Origin of the sequence: Paraburkholderia sp. RCC_158, from assembly GCF_041355255.1 — a bacterium.
Classification (GTDB): Bacteria; Pseudomonadota; Gammaproteobacteria; order Burkholderiales; family Burkholderiaceae; genus Paraburkholderia; species Paraburkholderia graminis.
In genome coordinates, this window is record NZ_JBFUPM010000014.1 from 106,113 (window position 1) to 129,879 (window position 23,767).

The 23,767-nt window shown below is 64.8% G+C and carries 18 protein-coding genes; 11 read left to right on the forward strand and 7 right to left on the reverse strand.

What is annotated here, in order from left to right; all coding sequences use genetic code 11:
- Window positions 1-72: 72 nt before the first annotated feature.
- Window positions 73-1,296 (forward strand): alanine--glyoxylate aminotransferase family protein, encoded by a 1,224-nt coding sequence (locus AB6809_RS24570; protein ID WP_006047831.1) that lies wholly within the window; start codon window positions 73-75, stop codon window positions 1,294-1,296.
- A gap of 479 nt (window positions 1,297-1,775) precedes the next feature.
- Here AB6809_RS24570 and AB6809_RS24575 read toward each other — a convergent pair whose 3' ends face one another.
- Window positions 1,776-2,987 carry an MFS transporter gene (locus tag AB6809_RS24575; RefSeq protein ID WP_053857565.1) on the reverse strand — a complete coding sequence of 404 codons (1,212 nt, stop codon included), beginning with the start codon at window positions 2,985-2,987 and terminating at the stop codon, window positions 1,776-1,778.
- A gap of 394 nt (window positions 2,988-3,381) precedes the next feature.
- On the opposite strand from AB6809_RS24575, the gene xdhA reads away from it, so the two are divergent.
- Genes xdhA through xdhC form a run of 3 tightly spaced genes read left to right on the forward strand, consistent with a single transcriptional unit; the run spans window position 3,382 to window position 7,971 of the window.
- Window positions 3,382-4,953, forward strand: coding sequence for a xanthine dehydrogenase small subunit (xdhA, locus tag AB6809_RS24580; RefSeq protein WP_029970387.1), 1,572 nt, complete (start codon window positions 3,382-3,384; stop codon window positions 4,951-4,953).
- Between the two features lie 36 nt (window positions 4,954-4,989).
- Window positions 4,990-7,356 (forward strand): xanthine dehydrogenase molybdopterin binding subunit, encoded by a 2,367-nt coding sequence (xdhB, locus tag AB6809_RS24585; protein WP_307251843.1) that lies wholly within the window; start codon window positions 4,990-4,992, stop codon window positions 7,354-7,356.
- 21 nt (window positions 7,357-7,377) lie between these two features.
- Window positions 7,378-7,971 carry a xanthine dehydrogenase accessory protein XdhC gene (xdhC, locus tag AB6809_RS24590; RefSeq protein WP_307251845.1) on the forward strand — a complete coding sequence of 198 codons (594 nt, stop codon included), beginning with the start codon at window positions 7,378-7,380 and terminating at the stop codon, window positions 7,969-7,971.
- Window positions 7,972-8,039: 68 nt separating this feature from the next.
- On the opposite strand, the gene AB6809_RS24595 is transcribed toward xdhC, so the two are convergent.
- The 3 genes from AB6809_RS24595 to AB6809_RS24605 form a co-directional block, all read right to left on the reverse strand.
- Window positions 8,040-8,993 carry a LysR substrate-binding domain-containing protein gene (locus AB6809_RS24595; RefSeq protein WP_029970383.1) on the reverse strand — a complete coding sequence of 318 codons (954 nt, stop codon included), beginning with the start codon at window positions 8,991-8,993 and terminating at the stop codon, window positions 8,040-8,042.
- Window positions 8,994-9,225: 232 nt separating this feature from the next.
- The gene (locus tag AB6809_RS24600; protein ID WP_029970382.1) at window positions 9,226-9,870 is read right to left on the reverse strand and encodes a 2-hydroxychromene-2-carboxylate isomerase; all 645 of its coding nucleotides are present in this window, start codon (window positions 9,868-9,870) and stop codon (window positions 9,226-9,228) included.
- Between the two features lie 99 nt (window positions 9,871-9,969).
- Window positions 9,970-11,520: a TAXI family TRAP transporter solute-binding subunit gene (locus tag AB6809_RS24605; RefSeq protein ID WP_029970381.1), complete on the reverse strand. Its 1,551-nt coding sequence runs from the start codon at window positions 11,518-11,520 to the stop codon at window positions 9,970-9,972.
- A 539-nt stretch (window positions 11,521-12,059) separates the two neighbouring features.
- Here AB6809_RS24605 and AB6809_RS24610 point away from each other — a divergent pair.
- Window positions 12,060-12,413, forward strand: a complete 354-nt coding sequence (locus AB6809_RS24610; protein WP_006047823.1) for a BON domain-containing protein — start codon at window positions 12,060-12,062, stop codon at window positions 12,411-12,413.
- Between the two features lie 343 nt (window positions 12,414-12,756).
- Complete coding sequence (locus AB6809_RS24615) at window positions 12,757-13,005, forward strand: hypothetical protein (RefSeq protein ID WP_006047822.1); 249 nt, start codon at window positions 12,757-12,759, stop codon at window positions 13,003-13,005.
- A 48-nt stretch (window positions 13,006-13,053) separates the two neighbouring features.
- Here the strand turns inward: AB6809_RS24615 and AB6809_RS24620 are convergent, their stop codons facing one another.
- Together AB6809_RS24620 and AB6809_RS24625 are read right to left on the reverse strand one after the other, a co-directional pair.
- Window positions 13,054-13,842: a sulfite exporter TauE/SafE family protein gene (locus tag AB6809_RS24620; RefSeq protein ID WP_006047821.1), complete on the reverse strand. Its 789-nt coding sequence runs from the start codon at window positions 13,840-13,842 to the stop codon at window positions 13,054-13,056.
- 211 nt (window positions 13,843-14,053) lie between these two features.
- Entirely contained in the window at window positions 14,054-14,707 is a 654-nt protein-coding gene (locus AB6809_RS24625; protein ID WP_307251853.1) for a LysE family translocator, read from the reverse strand.
- Between the two features lie 226 nt (window positions 14,708-14,933).
- Between AB6809_RS24625 and AB6809_RS24630 the strand changes: the two genes are divergently transcribed.
- The 5 genes from AB6809_RS24630 to AB6809_RS24650 all read left to right on the forward strand — a co-directional run bounded on the left by AB6809_RS24630 (window position 14,934) and on the right by AB6809_RS24650 (window position 21,323).
- Window positions 14,934-15,827, forward strand: coding sequence for a LysR substrate-binding domain-containing protein (locus AB6809_RS24630; protein ID WP_029970379.1), 894 nt, complete (start codon window positions 14,934-14,936; stop codon window positions 15,825-15,827).
- A 251-nt stretch (window positions 15,828-16,078) separates the two neighbouring features.
- Window positions 16,079-17,062: a hydroxymethylglutaryl-CoA lyase gene (locus tag AB6809_RS24635; protein WP_029970378.1), complete on the forward strand. Its 984-nt coding sequence runs from the start codon at window positions 16,079-16,081 to the stop codon at window positions 17,060-17,062.
- Window positions 17,059-18,291: a CaiB/BaiF CoA-transferase family protein gene (locus tag AB6809_RS24640; RefSeq protein WP_307251856.1), complete on the forward strand. Its 1,233-nt coding sequence runs from the start codon at window positions 17,059-17,061 to the stop codon at window positions 18,289-18,291. Before AB6809_RS24635 ends, AB6809_RS24640 begins: the two co-directional genes overlap by 4 nt.
- A gap of 70 nt (window positions 18,292-18,361) precedes the next feature.
- Window positions 18,362-19,843: an MFS transporter gene (locus AB6809_RS24645; RefSeq protein ID WP_006047815.1), complete on the forward strand. Its 1,482-nt coding sequence runs from the start codon at window positions 18,362-18,364 to the stop codon at window positions 19,841-19,843.
- A gap of 394 nt (window positions 19,844-20,237) precedes the next feature.
- The gene (locus AB6809_RS24650; protein ID WP_029970375.1) at window positions 20,238-21,323 is read left to right on the forward strand and encodes a glycosyltransferase family 4 protein; all 1,086 of its coding nucleotides are present in this window, start codon (window positions 20,238-20,240) and stop codon (window positions 21,321-21,323) included.
- A gap of 38 nt (window positions 21,324-21,361) precedes the next feature.
- On the opposite strand, the gene AB6809_RS24655 is transcribed toward AB6809_RS24650, so the two are convergent.
- Window positions 21,362-23,758: a PIG-L family deacetylase gene (locus AB6809_RS24655; RefSeq protein WP_371027359.1), complete on the reverse strand. Its 2,397-nt coding sequence runs from the start codon at window positions 23,756-23,758 to the stop codon at window positions 21,362-21,364.
- Window positions 23,759-23,767 lie beyond the last annotated feature (9 nt).

Genomic DNA, 23,767 nt, shown 5'->3' on the forward strand with positions numbered 1-23,767 from the left:
GCCAGTGTCACTGCTGGCGAGGCCGTTGACTGCTGTGCGTTCCGTGTTTGCCGTTTCCTTCAAGTGCCGATCATGCCGACTTCATCGTTCAACGTTACGTCTACTGCTGTGCCCTGTCCGGTTGTCGAATCGCTCGACGCCATTCTTCCCGAAGAGCCGTTGCTGATGATGGGCGCGGGCCCCGTGCCGATTCCCGCCGCCGTCGCCAAGGCCAACACGATCGTGATCAATCACCTGGGCGCTACGATGGTGAAGGTGATCAGCCAGGTGAAGACCATGGCGCGCTACGTGTTCCAGACTCATTCGAAGTGGGTGCTGGGCGTCGCGGGACCGGGCTCGGCCGCGATGGAAATGGCGATCTCCAATCTCGCGTGGGAAGGCACGCGCGTGCTCAGCATCAAGAACGGCTTTTTCAGCGGACGGATGGCCGAGATGGGCCGCCGCGTCGGTGCGCGTGTGAGCACGCTCGAAGTCGGCGACCAGTCGGTGGCGAGTCTCGATGAGATTGCCGAGGCGATTCGCCGCGAGCGCCCCGAGATCGTCACGGTGGTGCAGGGCGAGACGTCGAATACGGTCTGGAATTATCAACTGAAGGACATCGCTGCCCTGGCGAAAGCGGCGGGCGCGCTGGTGATCGTCGACGCGGTGTGCACGTTGAGCACGATGCCGCTCGCGATGGACGCATGGGGTATCGACGCCGTCATCACCGGCGGACAAAAGGGTTTGTCGTCGATTCCCGGCGTCTCGCTGATTGCATTCTCCGATGCCGCCTGGGCGCGGGTGAAGGGACGCACCGCGCCGAATGCGCATTGGTGTCTCGATGCGTCGCTCGCGGAAAACTTCTGGCACAACGCGGGGTATCACTACACGGCGCCGGTGTCGGGCGTGCTCGCGTTGCATGAGGCGTTGCGGCTCGTGTGCGCCGAGACGCTGGAGAAGCGTTTCGCGCGGCATCTGAAGTGTTCGGTCGCGTTGCAGGAAGGCGTGACGGCGCTCGGTTTGCAGTTGTATGCGCCGAAGGCGTGCCGGTTGAATTCGGTGGTGGGCATCGAGGTGCCCGAGGGCTTGAGTCCCGGCGACGTGTGCGCGCACATTTCGCGGCAGCATCAGGTGGAAATTTCAGGATCGTTTGGATTGCCGATTGTCCGCATCGGTCAGATGGGCGAGCAGTGCCGCGAACACAATCTGTTTAGGACCGTGCATGCGTTGGGTCGGACGATGGTGGACCTTGGCGTTAAGGTCGATTTGCCTGCCGGCGTGGCGGCGTTGGAGCGGGGATTGTCGGAGGGGAAGTAGAGCTTTGTATCACGTCTTTGCCAAACTTGGACGAGTCTCGCCGGCAGCGCTACTGCTTTGCGCAAGCGTGATCACTCGTACACACTGCGCGAATCCGTTGCTGTTGTGGGCCCGCTTCTTAGAGCTCGTTGAAGCCAGCGCAAACGCATCGTGTTTATTGACGCTTGCACTTGCCTCAGGCGGTGCAACGCTCGCGCGCAATCCAGACGGGCCTTCAGCATGTCGAGGCGCGTCTGACTCTCTGACCTGAAGTTGACGCCGAAGCGCACAGGTCCCTTTCAGGCGCTCCGTAGACGGGAGCCAGCGGCAGGCGAAGCGCGCTAAGCGGCGACCTGTGCTTATGCAATTGCAAGCAGCCGCCGAAGCTTGTCGCGTCGCAGTGCCGCAGCGCTGCCGCCAGCCGGCGAGCGCCCAGTCGTCATGCATCGCGGAGGCAGGCAAGCAGTTGCGCGTCAAACACCACCCTACGCAGCCCCACCTCAAAGCGCCGCAGGCATCTTCCCAACCCTCGCATCGCGAAGATAAAGGAAGGACGAAAGCCCAACAGCCGCCGCCGCCGCAATAGCCGCAAACAGAAACACTGACCCGTATCCGAACTCGCCAGCAATGTACCCGGCCAACGGACCGGTAATGCCGAGCGACAAGTCGAGGAAAACCGAGTAAGCCGACAGAGCCGCGCCCCGGCTTGCGGGCGGCACGAGCCCGACGGCCTCCACGCCAAGCGCTGGAAAAACCAGCGCGAAGCCGAACCCTGTCAGCGCCGCGCCCGCCAGCGCCACATGCGGCTCGGGCGCGAGCCACAGCATCAGCAAGCCGGCACACTCGAACGAAAACGAAGCAATCGCAACGCGGAATCCGCCATAGGTTTTGATCGTGTTGGCAAACAGCAGCCGCGCGCCGATGAAGAGCGTGCCGAACACCGTCAGCGACAAGGCCGCGTTCGGCCACTGCTTCGCCGCATAGAACAACGTGATAAACGTCGCGATCGATCCAAAACCGGCCGAGCCGAGCGCGAGGCCGATGCCGTGCGGCAGCACGCGCGTGAATACGCTTCGGTACGACATGCGCTCGCCATGCACAAGGGGCACCGGCGCGATCGAGCGCGCAAGATAGAAGCCGAGCGCCGCCAGCAGCATCACCAGAATGCCGAGCGCCGCGAAGCCGACCGTCCGCTCGATCGCCACGCCGAGCGGCGCGCCGACGGCGAGCGCGCCATACGTGGCAATGCCGTTCCATGAGATGACCCGCGCATTGTTGCTCGTGCCGACGCGGCCGATCCCCCACAGAATCGCGCCGGTGCCGCACAGGCTCTCGCCGAATCCGAGCACGAGCCGGCTGCAGACGAGCAGCGCGAGACTCGCCACCGGCCAGCGTCCGCACAACACGGCCAGCAGCAACAGAACGCCGCTCGCGCCACATCCGAGCAAGCCGATCGACACCGTGCGCTTCGGCCCGAGCGTGTCGGCGGAACGGCCGGCGAGTGGCCGCGACGCCAGCGTCGCCAGGTACTGCACGCTGATCGCCGCGCCCGCGAGCACGGCGCTGTAGCCGAGGTCGTCGTGGACGTAGCCCGGCAGCACGGCGAGCGGAATACCGATCGTCAGGTAGCAAAGAAACGTGAAAAAGACGACCGGAATGATCTGCAGGGTCGTCGCCAGTTCGCTGCGAGGTGTGGCTGAATCGGTGGACATGGGGAAAACGAGACTTGAAAACGGCGGGAAGGCGTGATTTTCCCATGGAACCGATTCTCTTGCAGCGTTTGCTTAATAATGATCGGACGAAAGAGGGCGTGAAACGCTAGGAAAATGCCGCTTATGTCGCGTGAAACGCTCCGTTCGCCGAGCAACACCACTGCGGGGAAACACAAACACTGTCCGAAACGCAACGTCAGCACGGAAAACACATCAATCCGGCCACCCCAACATAAGCCAACTGCCCGCCAAACCCATCTCAATATCGCTTTGCGAATATGTCCCGCATGCGATTGCCGCTATGGGTTCTATTTATTGACGGTGATAGTTTTCGAACCATCCCCGCGGCGCTGGCAGCCGCACACGAGATTCGAGAACATCGAGAGCACGAGACATGACTGAGCCGATTCGCTTCTATCACCGCAACGCGATCCGCGAGATCAAGGACGCGCCCGTCACCCGCACGGTGCTGCAGTATCTGCGCGAGGACGCGCATTGCACAGGCACCAAGGAAGGCTGCGCAGAAGGCGATTGCGGCGCCTGCACGGTCGTGATCGGCGAGCGCAACGAAGCGGGCGGCGTCGACTTCAAGACGGTCAACGCCTGCATCCAGTTCATGCCGACGCTCGACGGCAAGGCGCTCTTCACCGTCGAAGACCTGCGCCAGCCTGACGGCTCGCTGCATCCGGTGCAGGAGGCGATGGTCGAATGCCACGGCTCGCAGTGCGGTTTCTGCACGCCGGGCTTTGTCATGTCGATGTGGTCGCTGTATGAAAAGCACGGTCACGAACATAGCTGCGCGAACCGGACTGTGCCGTCGCGCGAAACGATCAGCAATGCGCTGACGGGCAATCTGTGCCGCTGCACCGGCTATCGTCCGATCGTCGATGCAGCCGTGCGCATGTTCGAAGCGCCCGCGCCCAAGGCGCCGGTCAACGTCGACGCATTGGCCGGCGCGCTCGCCACACTGCAACGCGACGACACCTTCCATTACGAGCACGCCGGTCAGCGCTTTCACGCGCCGCGCACCGTCGAGGCGCTCGCGCAGATCAAGGAGGCCGAGCCGGCCGCGCGCATTCTCGCGGGCAGCACGGACATCGGCTTGTGGGTCACCAAGCAGATGCGCGAGCTCGGCAATGTGGTCTACGTGGGGCAGATCGCCGAATTGCAGAAGCTCGAAACGCGCGGCGAGTGGATCGAAATAGGCGCGGGCGTCACCGTCGAAAAAGCCTATGCGGAGCTCGCGAAGCAGTACCCCGAACTCACGGAGATGTGGCAACGCTTCGCGTCGCTGCCGATCCGCAACGCAGGCACGCTCGGCGGCAATATCGCCAACGGCTCGCCGATCGGCGACTCCATGCCCGGCCTCATCGCGTTGGGCGCGCGCGTGATTGTGCGCGGCGGTGCGATCGAACGCGAAATGCCGCTCGAAGACCTGTACCTCGCCTATCAGAAGAAGGATATGGCCGAGCATGAGTTCGTCGTGAGCATAAAGGTGCCGACTCGCACCGGCGTGCGAGAGAAGCTGCAATTTCGCACGTACAAGCTGTCGAAGCGCTTCGACTCGGACATTTCGGCCGTGTGCGCGGCGTTCTCGTTCATCGCGGATGGCAAGCTGATTCGCGAGCCGCGCATCGCATTCGGCGGCATGGCGGCGACGCCGAAGCGCGCGGCGCATGCCGAAGCCGTACTGCGCGATGCCGAATGGCACGAAGCGACGGCACAGGCCGCGATGCTCGCGCTCGGCAACGACTACGCGCCGCTCTCCGACATGCGCGCGACCAGCAACTATCGTCTGGAAGCCGCGAAAAACACCTTGTATCGCTTCTGGCTCGAAACGCGTCCGCATAATCCGCTGCCGAAAAGCGCGCTCGACGTGCGCGCGGTCGAGGCTGCCTGCGCGCCTGGCGGCGTCGACATCGACGTTGACATCGGCGGTCAGCTCAACGCCGCCGCAAGCGCCTGACGCGCGCGATCCACGAGCAACACGGAGAACACAACAATGAATCAGCATGCCGAACCATTCCTGAAAGACGCCCAGGCACTCGACGACTTCACGCAGGTCCACGTATCGCGTCCGCATGAATCGGCGCATCTGCACGTGAGCGGCCGCGCCACCTACACCGACGACATTCCAACGGTCGCGGGCACGCTGCACGCGGCGCTCGGACTGTCGGCCAAAGCGCACGCGAAGATCGTGGCGATGTCGCTCGACAAAGTGCGCGCGACGCCCGGCGTGGTCGCGGTCTTCACGGCCGACGACATTCCCGGCGCGAACGATGTCGCGCCGATCGTCCACGGCGACGATCCGATTCTCGCTGATGGCATCGTGCAATACGTCGGTCAGCCGGTCTTCATCGTGGTCGCGACGTCGCACGAAATCGCGCGGCATGCCGCACGCCGCGCCGAGATCGTCTATGAGGAACTGCCCGCAATCCTCACCGCGCAGCAGGCGCGCGCCGCCAATCAATACGTGTTGCCGCCGATGAAGCTCGCGCGCGGCGAAGCGGGAACGAAGATCGCGCGAGCCGCGCATCGCGAGGCCGGCGAAATCCTGCTCGGCGGCCAGGAGCAGTTTTATCTCGAAGGGCAAATCTCCTACGCGGTGCCCAAGGACGACGACGGCATGCACGTCTACTGTTCGACGCAGCACCCGACCGAAATGCAGCATCTCGTCGCGCACGCGCTGGGCGTTGCATCGCATAACGTGCTGATCGAATGCCGGCGCATGGGCGGCGGTTTCGGCGGCAAGGAATCGCAGTCGGGTCTGTTCGCGTGCTGCGCGGCGCTCGCCGCCTGGAAGCTGTTGTGCCCGGTCAAGCTGCGCCCCGATCGCGACGACGACATGATGGTCACCGGCAAGCGCCACGACTTCCACTACACGTATGAAGTCGGCTACGACGACAAGGGCGTGATCGAAGGCGTCGCGGTCGACATGACTTCGCGCTGCGGTTTTTCAGCGGATTTGTCCGGCCCCGTGATGACGCGCGCGCTGTGTCACTTCGACAACGCGTACTGGCTTTCGGACGTCGCCATCGACGGCTTTTGCGGCAAGACCAACACGCAATCGAACACCGCGTTTCGCGGCTTCGGCGGTCCGCAAGGCGCGTTCGCGATCGAATACATTCTGGACAACATCGCGCGCTCCATCGGCGAAGATTCGCTCGACGTGCGCCGCCGCAATCTGTATGGCAAGACCGAGCGCAATCAGACGCCGTATGGCCAGGTCGTCGAAGACAACGTGATTCACGAACTGATCGACGAACTCGAAGCGACGAGCCAATACCGCGCGCGCCGCGCGGCCATCGACGAATTCAACGCAAACAATGAGGTGCTCAAAAAAGGCCTCGCGCTCACGCCGGTCAAGTTCGGCATTGCGTTCAACGTCACGCATTTCAACCAGGCCGGCGCGCTCGTGCATATCTATACCGATGGTTCCGTGCTCGTGAACCACGGCGGCACCGAAATGGGCCAGGGCTTGAACACGAAGGTCGCGCAGGTCGTCGCGCATGAACTCGGCGTCGGCTTCAATCGCATTCGCGTGACCGCGACCGATACGAGCAAGGTCGCGAATACATCGGCGACGGCGGCATCGACGGGCTCCGATCTGAACGGCAAAGCCGCGCAGGACGCGGCGCGTCAACTGCGCGAGCGCCTCGCCGCGTTCGCCGCCGAGCGTTTTGGCGCGGGCGAGGTCAAGGCTTCGGAGGTGCGCTTCGCGCATGATCGCGTGATCGTCGGCGAGGTGGTCTTGCCGTTCGAAGAAGTGATCGCGAAGGCGTACCTCGCGCGAATCCAGTTGTGGTCTGACGGTTTTTACGCGACGCCGAAGCTCTACTGGGATCAGGCGAAGCTGCAAGGCCGGCCGTTCTATTACTACTCGTATGGCGCAGCCGTATCGGAAGTCGTGATCGACACCCTGACCGGCGAAATGCGCGTGCTGCGAGCGGACGCGCTGCATGACGTGGGCGCGTCGTTGAACCCGGCGCTCGACATCGGCCAGGTGGAAGGCGCGTTCATTCAGGGCATGGGCTGGCTCACCACCGAGGAACTGTGGTGGAACGCAGGCGGGAAGCTGATGACGCACGCGCCGTCCACGTACAAGATTCCGACCGTCAACGATACGCCGCCGGTCTTCAACGTGCGCCTCTTCAAGAACCGCAACGCGGAGGACAGCATTCATCGTTCGAAGGCGACCGGCGAGCCGCCGTTGCTGTTGCCGTTTTCGGTATTCTTTGCGATTCGAGACGCCGTCTCGGCGGTCGGCGATCACAAGGTGAATCCGCCGCTGAACGCGCCCGCGACGAGCGAGGAGATCCTCAAGGCAATCGGTGCGGTACGCGCGGCCACGTCCGCCGCGCGCCGCTAACAGAGAAGAGGGATGAGCGCGATGAAAGACTGCTCTTCCATCCAGATCGGGCGGCGCAGCGCGGTGGAAGCACCGCGCGCGGCGCCGATGCACATCGTGCTGTTCGGCGCGGGACACGTGGGTCATGCGCTGATCGAGTTGCTCGGCAATCTGCCGTGCGTGGTTCAGTGGGTCGACGAGCGCGACGAGCTCTTTCCCGACGAGACGCCCGCGAACGTGCAGATCGAAGCTACCGACACGCCCGATGCAATCGTCGACGCCGCGCCGCCCGGCGCATGGTTTCTCGTGATGACGCATAACCATGCGCTCGATTTTTCGCTCGCTGAACGCATCATGCGGCGCACCGATTTCGCTTATTTCGGCATGATCGGTTCGAAGACGAAGCGCGTGAAGTTCGAGCGGCGTTTGCTGGAGCGTGGCGTGGAGCTTGAACGGCTTGAGCAGATGACGTGTCCGATCGGCGTGCCCGGCATCGTCGATAAGGCGCCTGCGATGATCGCCGTCGCGGTGTGCGCGGAGTTGTTGCAGGTTCGCGGGCGGCGGGCTGCTGCGTGTGCATCTGCATCTGCTTCGATGCAAACGGACGCGGAATACAAGCGGCCTCTCAGCGTCTAAGCGATAAACGTCCAACGCGCCCGGACAGCCTGAAACGCATGGACCGCGTGAGTTCATCTCGCCACAACTCACCGCGCCCGCCTCGCCCCCCGCGCCTTCTGCGCGACCAGCCCGTCCGAGACATCGGACATCAACGCACGCAGCCAACCCAGATCGCTTGGGCGATCCGGCTGTGGATGCCACATCTGATAGCACTTGATACGCGGAAACGGAATCGGCGCCTCGACCACCGCGAGCGGCAGAATGCTCGCATAGTGGGTCGCGAAACGACGCGTCGTCGTGAAGATGAGATCCGATTGCAGCAGCGTCTGCGGCACGAGGCCGAAGTAGGGCAGCGTGGCGACGATGCGCCGCTCGGCTTTCGCGCGCGCGAAACCGGTGTCGATCGCGCCGCCGCGCGCGCCGCTATACGGCGTCGGCGCGAGATGCGGCGCGGCGAGATAGGCTTCGCGCGTAAGCGGCGCACGCGTCAGCGGATGATCCGCGCGCATCATGCACACGACAGTGTCCGAGAAAAGATCGCTGCGCTCGAAACGCGGATCGGGCTTCGGCCAGTTGCCGATCACGAGATCGAGCTCGCCGGCATCGAGCGCGGCGGAATGATCGAGCATCGGATTCAGCGAATCGATTTCGAGCCGCGCATGCGGCGCCGCCTCGCGAAACTGCGCGATCACGGTCGGCATGAAGAAGTCGTTCAGATAATCGGGCGCGGCCACGCGAAACGTGCGGCGCGAGCGGCCCGGATCGAAATCGCCGTGCGGCGTGGCCACGAAATCGACTTCGCGCAGCACGCGTTGCGCCGACGCCAGCAGCGATTCGCCATACTCGGTCGGCACCATGCCCGACTTGCCGCGTACGAGGATCGGGTCGTTCAGCGTCTCGCGCAGCTTGCGCAGCGCCGTGCTGATCGCGGGCTGGGTTTGATTGAGCCGCAGCGCGGCATGCGTGACGCTGCGCTCGACAAGCAGCGTGCGCAGCACGCGCACGAGCCAGATGTCGAGGGAGGCGGCGGTGTCGTCCATGGTAGAAGCCAAGCGAGGGCGAGCGGGCGTTGTGCCCCGGTGCCCGAAAGTCAGCCGCGCGCAGGCCCGGCAACACGCGGGTCATGCATCGCGCAAAGGTTATAACCTTAGGCCCGATTGCACCGCGGCGGCCATAGCGGGCGCGGTATGACCGGCATCAGCCGCGCAAGCGCCGCCACCGAGCGTCATGCCGCGCTTGCGGCCACCACGCATCACGCCACGTGTTCCGCGTTCAAAGGTCCGCGAGACCCGAGGGCAACGCGCTGATCCGCTTCACTTCGCTCGATTCCAGCCAGTTCGGCGTGCGCGCGCAGTACAGCACCATCGGCAGCGCGTCCTCGCCCCAGAACAACTGGTCGTTCAGACGAAAGGTCGGCACGCCGTAGACGCCGAGCCCGATTGCATCCGCCGTATTGCGCCGCAACTGGGCTTGCACTTCCTCGCTCTTGATGAGCTCCGGACCATCGGGCATGCCGACGCGCTCGCACAGTTCGGCGAACGTCTCGTCGGTCGAAGGATCGCGGCCTTCGCGCCAGATGAAGCGGAAGATTTCGCGCACGCACACCACGTCCGCCTGCGCGGCAGTGGCGAGCAACAGCGGCTTCATCGAGTCGAACGGATGGGCCGGCGGCATCTTGTAGGGAATGCCGAGCTGTTCCGCGCGAAAGAGCGCGTGCCGGTACATGAAGGTGCGCTTGGCCGGCACGCTGTACGCCGGCCGCTGCCCCCAATGGCGATACAGGTCGTTCAGCACCACGGGCGTGAAGGCGAAGTCGAAGCCCGGCCATTTGTCGTGTTGCTCGAGCAGCAGGTACGTGAACGGCGAGACGAAATCGTAGAACCACAGCGGCTGCGCGGCGTCGATGCCAACGGTCATATATGTCTCCCGGATTGCCTGTCCGACAGATCGGCGGATGCGTCTGCTAGATCGTCGGAATTGTAATGATCTTACGCGGTGCCGCAGCGGCTTGCACCGTCAATCTGGTTTGCGGCGCTCGTCGGCGCGGGTTTCGCCGATCTCGGCGGCTTCGTTCGGTGCGGCGTCGGTTTCGGCGGCTTTGCCGGCTTTGCCGGCGTGGCCCGCATTGTCCGCTGAGCCAGCGGCGCGTGCTTCGATGTTCGCGGCAGAGTCTTCCTCGGTTTCGTCGTCCGTGGTATCGAACGCCTCCGACATCTCGTGCCGGCCATCGCGGCTTTGCGTGAGCCTTGCCCGAACGAAGCCGATATGCTCGCGCAGCACATAGAACTGGTCGGCATAGGCGAGCGGCATCTTCAGACCGTTCACCGAATCCTCGATGGCGTCGAGCCGTTGCAGCAGCGACGCCCGCTCGGCCGCCGAATGATCGCTGAGCGCGCTGCGCTCAATCGCGATCAGCGCGCCATACCAGCGATAGATGCGCGACTTCACGCGCCACGCATACAGCGACGGCACGAGCCGCAGCGCCGGAATCAGCAGCACGATAAGCGGCACGACCACCACCAGCAGACGGTCGGCGAGGCTCGCGAGCCAGAACGGCAACACTCGGTACAGGAAGCCTTTGCCCGACTTGTAGTAGCGCGCGGCGTCGTCGCTGATCGGGAAGTCGTGGGCGAGCGGCGCGGGGAATTCGCCGGCGCGCTGCATGATGTTCGCCTTGCCGTGCACCTCGCGCGCGGCGTCGATCAGAAGGTCCGACAGCGCCGGATGCAGCGAGTCGCGCGCCACCAGTTCGGCGGTCGGCGCGACCATGTGAATCGGCGCGGACGGCAGATTCTTGCCGAGGTCGAACGCGCCCATCGGCAATTCCAGCTGCGTCAGATACGGAAAGCGCCGCGTGTACGCGTCGGCCTGGACGAAATCGTAGAACTGCACGTTCGGCGTACGGTAAAGCTTGCCCATGACCGCGGGCTGCGCGGAATCGCCGGCCAGAAAAGCCGCATCCACCTTGCCGGAGACGAGCGCCTGCGCGGCGTCGTCGCCGGAAAGCGGCAGCAGTTTCGTCGTGCCGCCGGGCTCGATGCCGTTCGCCTTGAGGAGCGCGAGCGCCAGTTGGCGCGTGCCGCTGCCCTCGGCGCCGACCGCGAGGCGCTGGCCCTTGAATTCGGCGAGCCGCGCAACCGTGGGGCCGTGATAGAAGATCGCGAGCGGCACGTACGACACGCTGCCAAGCGATATGAGCCCGTTGCTCGCCGTGCCCGGCGCCATGCCGTCCTGCACGAAGCCGACGTCGACGTCCGAGTTCGGGTCGGACAGCCGCTTGAGGTTTTGCAGCGAGCCTTCGGAGGGCAGCACCTTCAACGTGATGCGGTTGCGCGCCAGAATCTCCTTGTACTTCTGCGCGGCGTTCCAGAACGTGCTGCCTTCGGGACCGGCGCTGATGGTCAGCGTGCTGGGCGGCGCGGGCTGGATCAGGCGCACGGCGACCCAGATCGCGGCCACGGCGATCAGGAAGATGGGTCCGAACGAGACCGCGAGGTCGCGCCATGAGATCGCGACAAAACGCGCGACGAGGCGGGGAGGGCGTAGGCGCCCGGGGACTGGCTTCATCGGATGACGGGGACGGCGACTGTCGAAGGTGAACTGGAATGCGGCGCTGCGCGTGGCGCCGATGGTACCTGAGATTGCCGCGGCGGCGGAATGCGCGGCGTCGGCGCGCGCCGAGAAAGCCGTAACAAAAGGTGACTGCGGGTGACTGCGGGGTGACTGCGCCCGCCGGCGAATCGCCACTGACCCGCATCGCGTATGACTAAACCCTTTGCGCTTCTGGCCCGGCTAGATTAAATTGTGCATCGCTGCCGCGAACACACGTCTCGCGCGGCGCGACCCGGCACGACAGACAAGAACCGGGCGCGTCGGCGGATCTCGCGGCTTGCCGGTTTCCGTACCGCATCGCATGCAGGTCAGTATCGTCAGCGCGTGCGGTATAGGCAGCCGGTCTCTCTTTGTGCCTCTCGCATCTCGTGTCGCCGCCCACAGCCGGCCATTGCCTCGCCGCGCGCATTGTCGCGCGTCGGCCGTGGCCGCAGGTAGTCGTAACGAAGCCGCTTATTCAAGCGGTCCAATATGAAGCTAAGGAGAGAAGAAATATGAAATCGGTCGGTTTTCTGAAGACGCTGGGCTCGGTGGTGGCAATGGTGGTGGCATGCAACGTCTATGCTCAGGCAAGCGATGCAACGGCAACCGGCACGACAGCCGCCCCCGCCGCCAGCGCGAAGGCGAGCAAGAAGGCCAATAGCCAGCTCGGCCGCAAGGTGCGCGCCGCGATCTCGAAGACGCAAGGCGTCGACGTGTCGAACATCTCCGTGCGTGCCCGCGGCGGCGCGGTGACGCTGACGGGTTCGGTGCCCGACCAAGGCCAGATCGACGCGGCCGGCGAGGCAGCGAAGGGCGTCGCGGGCGTGACGTCGGTGTCGAACAAGCTGTCGGTGATGCAGCAGTAAGCGTGACGAGCGGGCGCATCGGTCAGCCCGCCTTGATGGCGCGCTGACCGGCTGCGTGAGTGGGCGAGATAGCGCCGGAAGCCGCTCTTTACACGGCTCTTTATACGGCTCTTCGCGCGGCTCCCGACGCAATGCGCCGTTCGATGCATGCGAAAAAGCTCCGGCAATCCTGCCGGAGCTTTTTTTCGCCACGCGATTACGCGCGATCATTCACAAGCAGCGACGATTGCGTCGCCATAGCTCGATGCGGTGCGGCCCTGCGCCGTCGTCCGACTGTGCGCAATGACACATTTGGGACGCTGCCCAAAGCGTACTGTGTGCATGGAGAACTGGAGTCATCGCCATGCAAACCACGCTCCTGCGCTATACCGATCTGCCCATCACCGACCGCGCCGCTTTCGAACTCGTCTGTGCGCGGCACGGCTTCGCGCCCGCGCATTTCGACGTCAGCGTTCACGCCGATCCGGCCGATCCCGCCCAGGGACGCCTCGTCACCGTGCGGCGCGGCGGCTGGGCGCAATCCTATTACGACCGCCAGGGTCAATGGGTCAGGCAATTCGAGGCCGATCTCACCTGCCGCTTCTTCAGATGATTCGCGTCACGGCGGCGGGCACCCCCAGCACCACCCCCAGCGCCGCTCTCAGGCCAGCACGAGGCGCACGCCGACCAGCGTGAGCGTGGCGGCGAGCAGATTGCGCAGCAGCGCATCCGGCGCGCGCGCGGACAGCATGCTGCCGATCGCGATGCCCGGCAGCGAGCCGACCAGCAGCGACAGCAGCATCGACCAGTCGACGGAACCGAGCAGCCAATGGCCCGCTCCCGCGAGCAGCGTGAGCGGCACCGCATGCGCGATGTCCGAGCCGACGATGCGCATGGTCGGCAGCAGCGGATAAAGCAGCAGCAACACGGTCACGCCGATCGCTCCCGCGCCCACCGAAGTCAGCGACACGAGCACGCCGAGCACGGCGCCCGTCAGCATGGTGAGCACAAGCGTGCGCCCCTGGCTCGGCGTGCGGCGGCGGTGCGCGCCCAGCGCGGCGAGCTGCGGACGGAACACGAGCGCGACCGCGGTCACGAGCAGCGCGGCGCCGAGGACAAGCTGGATCAGCCGGCTCGCGCCCGGCGTGTCCATCCCGTAGCGGTGCAACAGCAGCAGCGTGATGGTCGCGGCGGGCACGCTGCCGGCCGCGAGCCGCAGCGTCACCTGCCAGTCGACGGAACCCTTCAGGCCGTGGACCAGCGTGCCCGTCGCCTTGGTGGCGGCCGCGTACAGCAGGTCGGTGCCGACGGCCGTCGCCGGATGCACGTTGAAGAGCAGCACCAGGATCGGCGTCATCAGCGAGCCGCCGCCCACGCCCGTCAGTCCGACCAGAAAGCCGACGAACAGGCCGGACGCGGAGTACAGCAGATCGATATGCGGAAGAGCCATTGAAGAGACCGCGGGCGGTCGGTGGATTGACGGTTAGGGCACGGGCGGCGCGCGTGCCTCGACCGCCGACGCGGGTCGGCAAACTGGAAAGAAGGCGGCGCCCCGCGCGGCGAAAGCCGCTATTGTCGCAAAACTGACGCCGCAGCGTACGGAATGCGCGGAAGCGGGCGTGCCGCGAGGTCTGAGAGCGGGGTTGAGAGCGGTGCGCCGCTCAGAGCGCGCGGCGAATTTCGACGACGCCGAACGCCGCCAGCATGATGCCGACGAACCGGTCGATCGCGAGCCGCAGCTTGCTGCCGATCGCATGCCGCGCCAGCGACACTACGCTCACGAGGAAACACCACCACGCGATCGAGCCGCAGAACACGCCGCCGACGGTCGTCAGCGCGATCGTCGATGAAAATGCGCCGCGCGGCGCGAGCGTCGTGAACAGCGCGGCGAACATGATGACCGTTTGCGGGTTCGTCAGCGTGAGCAGCAGCGAGCTTGCATAGGCGCGCAATGCGCCGGCGCGGCCCACCTGCGCGAGCTTGCTGTTGCTGTTGCCGTCTGGTTCGCCGTTGGCCGTGTCTGCCGGCGCTTTTTGCAGCAGCGTGCGCACGCCGAGATACAGCAGGAACAAGCCGGCGAGCAGATGCAGCGGCCGGTCATAAGCCAGCATGAACTGCGAGATGCTGACGAGGCCGAGCGCGGCGATCAGACCATACAACGCGTCGCCCGTTGCTATGCCGAGGCCGATCGCAAGCCCCGCCCGCGGACCGCCGGTCAACGTGCGGCGAATGCAGAGCATGCCCATCGGGCCGACCGGCGCGGCAATCGCGAGGCCGACGCCGGCGGCGGTGAAGAAGAGGCTGGTCATCGACATGGCGGGTTCCGATGGTTGTTGTCTGGATAGCGCGGGGCGAGCGATGTGTGTCTAAAAGCTGCAACCCGCCGCCTCTCACGACCATCGCCCAGCATAGCCACAGCGCATCCCCCGAGCAAGCGCCGACTCCACACAATGTCACTAACCGTGAATACCCTGGCCTCGCGCGGCTGCCGCTTCTCATCGGGCATAATTTTCCGCACTCAAATCCTCGGAGCCGATGCCCATGTGGCAGATCGATCAGGTGACGTTGCGCTTGTTCATCGCCGTGTGCGAGGAAGGCACCATCGCGCGCGCCGCGGAGCGCGAGTTCATTGCGCCTTCGGCGGTCAGCAAGCGGATCGCCGATCTCGAAGCGCTCGTCGACGTCGCGCTGCTTTCGCGCAGTCAGCGCGGCGTGCGCGCGACGGCCGCCGGCGAGGCGCTGTTGCGGCATGCGCGGCTCATCATGCGCGGCCACGAACGCATGCAGGCCGAACTCAGCCAGTACGCGGCCGGCGCGCGCGGGCATGTGCGCGTGCTGGCGAACGTATCGTCGATGGTGGAGTTTCTGCCCGAGGCCTTGTCCGAATTCCTGAAGGCCAATCCGCAGATTCGCGTGGATGTCGAAGAGCGCGTGAGCGCGGAGATCGTGCGCGGTCTCGAGGAAGGCGTTGCCGATCTCGGCATTTGCCGCGACGTCGTGTCGATGGGCAGTCTCGACGCGCTGCCGTACCGCGCCGACCATCTCGCGCTGATCGTGCCGCGCGGTCATCCTCTCGCCGCCGAGGCCAACGTCGGCTTCGAGCAGACGCTCGCCTTCGATCATCTCGGCCTCTCGTCGAACGCATCGGTCAATGCACTGATGCAGCGGATCGCGGCCGAGAAAGGGCGCGAGTTGAACTACCGCACGTACGTGTCGACCTTCGACGCCGCGTATCGCTTCATCCAGGCCGGCCTCGCGGTGGCGATTCTGCCAGGCGAAGCGCTGCCGCGCCATGCCGCCGACGAATACGGCATCGTCGCCGTACCGTTGCGCGACGCATGGGCCGAGCGGCGCTTCGTGATCTGCGTGCGCGACCGCGGCGCGCTGACGCTTGCCGCGTCGCATCTGCTGGATCATTTGCTGCGCGCGGTTTAGGGCGTTGCGCCGCGGTTGCGCTAACTACTCACGCTCCACGCATGCCCCGCCCCTTCTGAAAAGCCCTTAAGGGTTTCCCCTCTGCGACGCCGCACGGCCGTCCCGCTTGCTTCGCCGGCCATCGTCAACGGCGATGGAGTGCTTCGTCAACGCAGACTTTGCTACGCGCACGCGCGCAGGCACGCTGTGATCCGTGCTTCATTTCCCCGCATCTTCCCGCAGGAATTCAACCCATGAGCGACATGAGCGACATGAGCGAGACAAAGGAACGCGTCGTCATAACCGAAGTCGGCATGCGCGACGGTCTGCAAAGCATCGCGCGAACGATGCCCACCGAATTCAAGCGCCGCTGGATCGATGCCGCGTATGCCGCCGGCGTGCGGCACATGGAAGTGGCGTCGTTCGTGCCGGCGAAACTGTTGCCGCAGATGGCCGACGCCGACGAAGTCATCGCTCACGCACTCGGCTACCGCGATCTGATCGTGACCGCGCTCGTGCCCAATCTGAAGGGCGCGCAACGCGCACTCGAAGCGGGCGTGCATCGGATCGTCGCGCCGATTTCGGTGAGCACCGCGCACAGCCTCGCGAACGTGCGCAAGACGCCGGCCGAAATGGTCGATGCGTTTGCAACCATGCGCGACGCGATCGACAGCGCGCAAGGCGCAGGCACACGGCGCGTGCAATTGATCGCCGGTTTGTCGACGGTATTCGGCTGCACGCTGCAAGGCGCGGTGCCTTATGCGGACATCGCCGCGATCGCACGCGACGCCGTCAACGCAGGCGCCGATGTGATCGCGCTCGGCGATACCACCGGCGAAGCCACGCCGCGTCAGGTCGGCGAGATCATCGACCTCGTGCGCGGCGTCGCGGGCGACAAGCTGCGCTCGCTGCATTTCCACGACACGCGCGGCTTGGGCCTCGCGAATACGCTGATCGCGCTGCAACACGGCATCCGCGAATTCGACGCGTCGCTCGCCGGCCTCGGCGGCTGCCCGCATGCGCCTGGCGCGACGGGCAACGTCAACACCGAAGACCTCGTGTTCATGCTCGACAGCATGGACTACGAGACCGGCATCGACCTTGCCCGCCTGATCGCGTCGCGCGACGTGCTCGCCGATGCCTTGCCGGGCGAGCCGCTCTACGGTTATCTCGCGCGCGCCGGTGTGCCGAAGCAGTTCGCGATCTCCCAACCCAGCCAATCTTCAACTCCTTCGTGCTCGCAGGTGCCGCAATGAACGCCTCTTCTTTTACCGACAATTCCGCCGACGCGCCGCAACGCGCGTTGCCGCTCGCCGGCATTCGCGTGATCGAGCTTTCGCATATGGTGATGGGCCCGACGTGCGGGATGATCCTCGGCGATCTCGGCGCCGAAGTCATCAAGGTCGAGCCGCCGCGCGGCGACGGCACGCGGCGCCTGCTCGGCACCGGCGCGGGTTTTTTCCGCACCTTCAATCGCAACAAGAAGAGCGTCGCGCTCGACCTCGATAGCGAGGCGGGACTTGCCGCGCTGCATGAGCTCGTCGATACCGCCGATGTGTTCGTCGAAAACTTCAAGCCGGGCCGCATGGCGAGCCTCGGTCTCGACTACGCGTCGCTGCGCGAGCGCAACCCGAAGCTCATCTACGTTTCGCACAAGGGCTTTCTCAACGGGCCTTATGAGCACCGGCTCGCTCTCGACGAAGTCGTGCAGATGATGGCCGGCCTCGCCTATATGACGGGCCCCGTGGGCCGTCCGCTGCGCGCGGGCAGTTCGGTCAACGACATCATGGGCGGCATGTTCGGCGCGATCGGCGTGCTGGCCGCGTTGCACGAACGGCATGCGAGCGGACGCGGCAAGGAAGTGCAGAGCGCGCTCTTCGAGAACTGCGTGCTGCTGTCCGCGCAGCACATGCAGCAGTATGCGGCCACCGGCGTGGCGCCTGCGCCGATGCCCGAGCGCATCAGCGCATGGGCCGTGTATGACGTGTTCACGCTTGCCGGCGACGAGCAGATGTTCATCGCCGCAACGGGCGACGGTCAATGGCGCGCGTTGTGCGCGATTCTCGGCCGCGCCGATCTGCTCGCCGACCCCCGTCTCGCGACGAATAACGATCGGGTGCTCGCGCGCTCATGGCTGTTGCAGACGCTCGGCGAAACGCTGCGGGAATTCGACGGCGCGGCGCTCGTGCCGCTGTTCGAACGCGACCATATTCCGTTCGCGTCGATCGTGAAGCCCGAAGAACTGTTCGACGATCCGCATCTGAACGAAAGCGGCGGCCTTGCGCGTCTCACGCTCGACGACGGCAGCGAAACCGCGATGCCGCTGCTGCCCATTTCAATCGACGGTGAGCGTTTGCAGCCGCGTCAGCCGATCGCGAAGATCGGCGAGCACACGGCTGAGGTGCTGCGCGAACTCGGCTATGACGACGCGCGAATCGCCTCGTTGACGAGCGGTTCAAATCAGACGCCGCGCGAAGCCGCATAGGCGTTTCTTGTCGCGCACGCGGTCAACCAAGGCTTAACCGGCAACAGACCGGCATTCAAGGAGACAGACGATGAAGTCGTCGAATCAAACAGTGTATGCAACAGCGCTCGGCGATGCCGGCGCGCTCGGCTTGCCTTCGGGCGCCGGCGCAGCGGCGGGCGGCCGTGCCGAAGAAATCGCCCTTGGCGGCGCGCGCATTTCGGCGCGGCTCGACCGCCTGCCGGCCACGCGTTCCATCTGGAAGCTCGTGATGTTGCTGAGCCTCGGGCTCTTCTTCGAACTGTACGACCTCATGTTCTCCGGCTACATCGCGCCGGGCCTCGTGAAGAGCGGCATTCTCACCGCGACGACGCATGGTCTCTTTGGCACGAGCGGTGTCGCGAGCTTTATCGCCGCATTGTTCGCGGGGCTTTTCATCGGCACGGCGGCTTGCGGTTTTCTCGCCGATCGCTTCGGGCGGCGCGCGATCTTCACATGGTCGCTGCTGTGGTACACGGCGGCGAACATCGTCATGGCGTTTCAGGACACGGCGCTCGGGCTGAACCTGTGGCGCTTTATCGCGGGCATCGGCATCGGCGTGGAGATCGTGACGATCGGCACGTACATCTCCGAACTGGTGCCGAAGCATGTGCGCGGCCGCGCGTCCGCGTGCTCGCAGGCCGTGGGTTTTTGCGCGGTGCCGATCGTCGCGTTTCTCTCGTATCTGCTGGTGCCGCATCGATATTTCGGCCTCGACGGCTGGCGTCTCGTCGTATTGACCGGCGTGGTCGGCGCGATCGTCGTCTGGTGGATTCGCCTCGGTTTGCCGGAGAGTCCGCGCTGGCTCGCGCAAAAAGGCCGCCTCGACGAAGCCGACGCGATCATGACGCGGCTCGAGGCGCGAGTCGAACGCGAGTATGGACGTGCACTGCCGGAGCCTGCATTGCCCGAGCCGGTGCGGGCGCGCGCTGCGTTCCGCGATCTGCTCGTGCCGCCGTATCGCAAGCGCACGCTGATGCTGATCATCTTTCACGTATTCCAGACGATGGGCTACTACGGCTTCGCGAACTGGATTCCGACCTTGCTGATCAAGCAGGGCATCACGGTGACGACGAGCCTGATGTATGCGAGCATCATCGCCGTGGCCGCGCCGCTCGGACCGCTGCTCGGCTTGCTGATCGCGGACCGCTTCGAGCGCAAGACGGTGATCATCTGCATGGCTGCGGTCAACGTGGTGTGCGGGCTGCTGTTCAGCCAAGCGCGCGAGACCGTGCTGCTCGTGAGTCTCGGCGTGTGTCTCGTGCTGGCCGGCAACATCATTTCCTACAGTTATCACGCGTATCAGGCCGAACTCTTTCCCACCAGCATTCGCGCACGCGCTGTCGGTTTCGTCTATTCGTGGAGCCGGCTTTCGGCGATGTTCTCCGCATTCGTGATCGCCGGATGCCTGAGAGAGTTTGGAGTGAATGGCGTGTTCGCATTCATTTCGAGTGCGATGGTGATCGTGATGCTCGCTATCGGCACGCTGGGGCCGAAGACGCGCGACGTCGCACTGGAGGACATCTCCAAGTAGCGCACTGGGCGCGAGAACAAACGTGCTCGCGCTTCAATAATCTTTCCGGCAATGTGCGGTAGCGCACGTTGATTGCCGCCACGAGTTCGCGGCGCCGCGCGGTCGTTCGGATCGCAACGGCAACGGCGGCGGATTTGCGTCCGGAATGGGCGATACCGCGCATTTCACAGCGGAAGAAGTCTTGGCCTTGGCGCAAATTTGCAGGATGTTGGGTGTAACGTTTTCTGGCGACTGCTGCCGGTGCATCGGCAAGTCGCGGGTTTCGGAGACGACGCGCGTCACGAATGCGCGCCACATACTAACTATCGGATGAGAGCGTCGAGTGGGCCGTTTTTGCTCACGTGCGCGGATCATCTCGCCGCTGTGAAGCGGGCGGTCATCAGAGAGATAAATCGTGAGGATTCTTCAACTGGTTCACGCACCACGATTGTCGGGGGCAGAAGTACTCGTCAAAGGGCTTGCAATTCATCATCAGCGTGCCGGGCATGAAGTCTGTATGACTTCGCTGCTGCCGCAGCAGGACGATTTCGCCGACATTCGCGCGGAACTCAACGCGGCCGGCGTGATGTGCCGCTTTCCGCAAGTGCGTCATGGACGCGCGGGCAAGCTGGTGCACCTGTATCGCGTAGTGCGCGAGTTTCGGCCGGATTTCATCATTGCGCATGCGACGCTTGCGGCGCTCTATGTGCGTTTGTTGCCGGTGCATACGCCTATCGCATGGGTAATGCACTCGGGCGTCAACGACTTCGAGAACGGCGCGCTCAAACGCGCCGAACGACTGCTGTCGCGGCGAGCTAGTGCGATCATCGGCGTGTCGCAGCAGAATCTCGACGACTATATGCGCGAGATCGGCCGGCATCCGTCGATGGTTGTGATTCCTAATGGTGTGGACGCGTCGCAATTCGCCGCGCCGGACGCCACGCCTGCGCATGACAGCGCGGTGCCGCCGAAGCAGATCGTGCAGCTCGGCCGGTACATAGAAGCAAAGAGTCAGTTGCACACCGTTCGCGCGTTCGAGCGCGTCTTGCAGGTGGAACCCGAAGCACGTCTGCTGCTTTGCGGTGTGGTCGAAGAACTCGACTATCACCGCGCGGTGGTGTCGCTGGTCAGAGAGCTTGGGCTCGAGAGCAAAGTGACCGTATGCGGACCGCGCTCGGACGTCGCCGCGGTGTTGCGTTCGTCGCGCGTGTTCGCGATGCCCTCGCGTTTCGAAGCGCAGAGCATTGGCTTTCTCGAGGCGCTGGCGTCCGGCATTCCGGTCGTCGCGAACCGGATTCCTTCGTTCGGCTTTGCAAGCAGCCTGCCCGGCGTGAGCCTCGTCGATACGACGGACGTCGAAGCGTACGGCCATGCGCTCGCTAACGCGCTCAACACGCCGCGCGCACATCGGCAACTCGCCGGTTATACGTTGCATGACACGGCGGATCGCTACATGTCGATCGTGCGCAAGTTCGCAGAGCCTTTGCGCATGTCTGCCTGACACGATCGACCGGCCGCTTCGTTACGCGTCGCACGACGTTATTGAGCGAGCCGGTCGATTCGCACCGTCTCCGAAAAAAGCCCCGGCAATTCGCCGAGATCCTGCGGCGTGCCCAGCGTCAGGCCGTATTTCAGCGGATAGCTCGACAGCGCCGGAGCGCCGCCAGTGAAGTAAAAGTCGCCGAGCGTCGCGTCCACTCGACGATAAAGCGCGAGCGCCGCGCCTTGCTTGCCGTGAACGTAGGCCGGAAACACATCCGACCACGACATGCCGCGCAACGAAGCGACATGCGCGGGCACGGCAGTAGCGTCGGCGATATCAAGCGCCGCAATGTCGATCAGCGCGTCCGGGTCAGTGCCGTCGAGGCGCGGCGTGACCAGCAGCAGCGTGTCGCGATCTTCGCCGTGCAGCGAGGCGACCGCGGGCTTCACGAAGCCTGGCATGAAGCCGGCCGGCAGCATTTTGCGTTCGCCGATCGTCATGCCCGCGTTGTCGTTGCGTATGACCCTGAGCGACACGCGTTCTTGCCCCGTCTCCAGCGCAACGAGCGATGAGCGCGAGCCCGCCTTGCCGAAGGGCAAGAGCGTCGCATTCTGCGTGAGACCTTTGGCTTCTGCGACGAGCGTGGGCTGTGCAGCAGTGCTTGCCGCGCCGTTCGAGGACGCGAGCCACAAATCGAGTCCGCTGTCCGCGCGCTTCTGTGCAATCAGCACACTCGCGCGATGCGTGCCGGTGAAATCCGCGGCCACATATTGCTGCGTCAGCTCGGGCTTGAACGCGGTATTTGTTTGCAGCCAGAGGCGCGGCGCATCGAAATGATCGCCCGCGCTGCGCAGCAGCCAGAAGGCGGTGCCGTTCTCGCGCGCGGTGACGATCATCAGATCCGCCTTGCCGTTGCCGTCGAAGTCGCCGAGCAGAAAGCGCGCGCTGTCGAAGCACAACTTGTCGCCCGCGCAGCTTGGCGCGGTGGCGCGTGCATCGAATGGAACCGCGGCCTTGTACCACAGCGCCGGCGGCGCGGCGCGTTCCAGCGACGCGACATAGACATCGAATCCAGGGCCGTCGTGCTGCCGTTGCACGTAGACGGCGGACGCGTCGCCCGTTCCCGTCACGTCGGCATACATGGCGGTCGCGAGCCGCAGATCGTTTGCCTGAATGTGCTGCGTCGTGGCCCAGCGGTAACGCGTGGTGAGCGCCGCGCAGCCGCGCATCGTCAGCTTGCCGCCCGTTTCGCCGAGGCAGTGACGCATCGGCGTGTAGACGAGGCCGAAGTCCCAAGGCGTCCAGCGTTGCGCGAGGTCCCATTGATCGCAGCTTTCCGCGCGCAGATAACCGTCGCGCTCGGCAATGCATTGCGACGTGGCCACACTCACGAGCGCGGCGTTGCGTGCATTGCCGGGATACACCGTGAGCGGTTCCCATCGCCATTGCTGCGCGGCCGATCCGTTGCACGCGGCGAGTGTGGGCGCCTGGTTCATGCCGGGCGCGGTCACACAGCGGTTCGTCGCCACGTTGAATAGCGTGATCGGGCGCGCGACGAAGTCCGGCACACGGCGATCGCTGCGGTCCGCGAACGCATAGCGTCGTGCGATCCAGTTGCCGTCCCACTGGAATTCGCCGAACACATGCGACGACTCGCTTCCGTCGACGGAAAAATAGCTCGCGACGATGTCGCGCTTGCGTTGCACCTCGGCAGCAGGAAGATTGCCGGGCCAGCCGCCGGTGGGATAAGTCACGTGGTAGACGATCGGCACGCTGTTGCCGAGCGTCTGCGCGACATGACGCGTTATGCGCGCCGCGAGAATGTGATCCGGGTGCTCGACAAATGGTACGGTATCCGGATTAAGTGTGTAGATCAGCGTGGCTTGCGCGAGAATCGTCTTCAGTGTCGCGGAGAGCGACTCGCGATCGTACTTCATGCGCCCCGAGCCGTCCGCGTTGATCGGATACGTGGATAGCGTTGCGCGCTGTTCCCATAACAAGCCGAGCGGCTCGCGGCCGCCGCGCACGCCACCGCCCGGCAGCCGCAGTTCGAGCAGCCGAACTTGCGGCTTGGCTTTCAGCACCATTTCATGCACGAGCTTGCCGGCGATCTCGACGCTCGACTCGTTCCATACGTCGGGCACACCGGCCATGCGCGCATACGCGAGCCGCGAGGCCTGCTCGCGCGTCAGCACATAGGGCAGCCTCGCGCCGTTTGCGCCTCCGATCAGATGAACTGTGGTGATGCACCATCCGGCATCGAGACGCTCGCTAATCGCGGGATCGACGAACAGCAGATCGTCGTCCAGATGCGCAACGACGGTGACGAGCGTTCCCGCCTTGCAGTCCGCCGCGCGCGCTGCCGTTGGTAACACGGCCAACGCGAGCAGCGCGAAGAGCGCGCCGAGCGCAATGCATATTCTCCGAACAACACGGGCCGCCGATGATCGCATGTGCATTCG